The sequence below is a fragment of the Bradyrhizobium sp. P2_E8 genome, assembly GCF_056403875.1.
On sequence record NZ_JBFUES010001590.1, the window covers coordinates 1 to 1068 of the forward strand.

Consider the following 1068-nt stretch of genomic DNA (forward strand, 5'->3'; position numbering starts at 1 on the left):
GAACAGGTAGGGAGCTAGGTACAGGGCAGCGAGGCTTGCACCGCGAAAGAAGAAATAGACCGGCTTCCTAAGCCTCTCCTGCGAATTCATCCAATCACAAAGGAAAAATAGGCTGCCGTAGCTAAAAAGCGATGAGAGGTATGCCGCGGAAGCTAGGTTCAGACCCCATGACGATAGCAAGAACAAGGACTGCCTGTTCACGAAAAACAAGATCCCAGCACCCGCCAAGAAAAGCACGACGCGATGGAYGTTATCAACGGCGGCCACGCTCGGTCTCCTTGGAAAATAAACTGGTTGCAGCGAGTAGAGCTAAGACGGTGGCTTTGCAGCGAGGGATTACGCTAGCCTCAGTTTCTGACTGAGGACATCGACATCGCACGTCTTGGTGGTGCTACAATATTGCGTCAACCCATACCGCAGCAGATGCTCAATTTTCCATAAACAGAGGAAGTCTTCTTCGGGTCAAAAGCGTCGGTTTGGCGCTCAACGGCAAACTTCCTCTTCGCCTCCATAAACCAACATTGGGCTGCACCGCCTCAACCGACGGGAAGGGCCAGAAGCCGACCAAAGTCACCGGTCCACGCGCCGCAGAACGCTCGCCGCGTTCGGCTGCCTCGCCGCCCAGGCCACATTATGTTCGTCGTTGATCTGCACCCAATATGTACGTTCAGGCATGTCGCTCCCATCAAGTGAGTTGAAAGTGCAGGTTGCCCTTTCACGAATGATAGCACCGGCGGAGTCCTGAGCTTGGTAGTCGATGAGCGCGACATACTGAACTGGCGACACTCGTGCGACTTGGACCATGGCTTTCCTGGTTGCCTCGGACGCAGCCCGTAGTGGGTCTGTGAAGAACTCGTCGAACGTGATTGTCTTCCGAGACTCGTCTACAGCAATCCGCTCATAGGTGGACGGAACTGCTAACCGCTCCTTGATTGCTCTATCACACGTTTGCACAAACTGAGAGGTGAACGGTGGGTAGCCACGAAGGTACGCATGACCCACAACGATCACAACGAAGATCAGAAGCGCTGAGATTGCGGCCTTTGTTCTCATTTTCCTGGTCGTTGT

2 protein-coding genes are annotated in these 1068 nt (G+C 54.0%); both read right to left on the reverse strand.

The features are described from left to right. On the reverse strand, window positions 1-267 hold a 267-nt coding region (locus AC1D00_RS42545; protein ID WP_477014837.1), incomplete at its 3' end, for a hypothetical protein. A 303-nt stretch (window positions 268-570) separates the two neighbouring features. Continuing rightward, a partial coding sequence (locus tag AC1D00_RS42550) for a hypothetical protein (RefSeq protein ID WP_477014838.1) occupies window positions 571-1068 on the reverse strand: 498 nt, incomplete at its 5' end.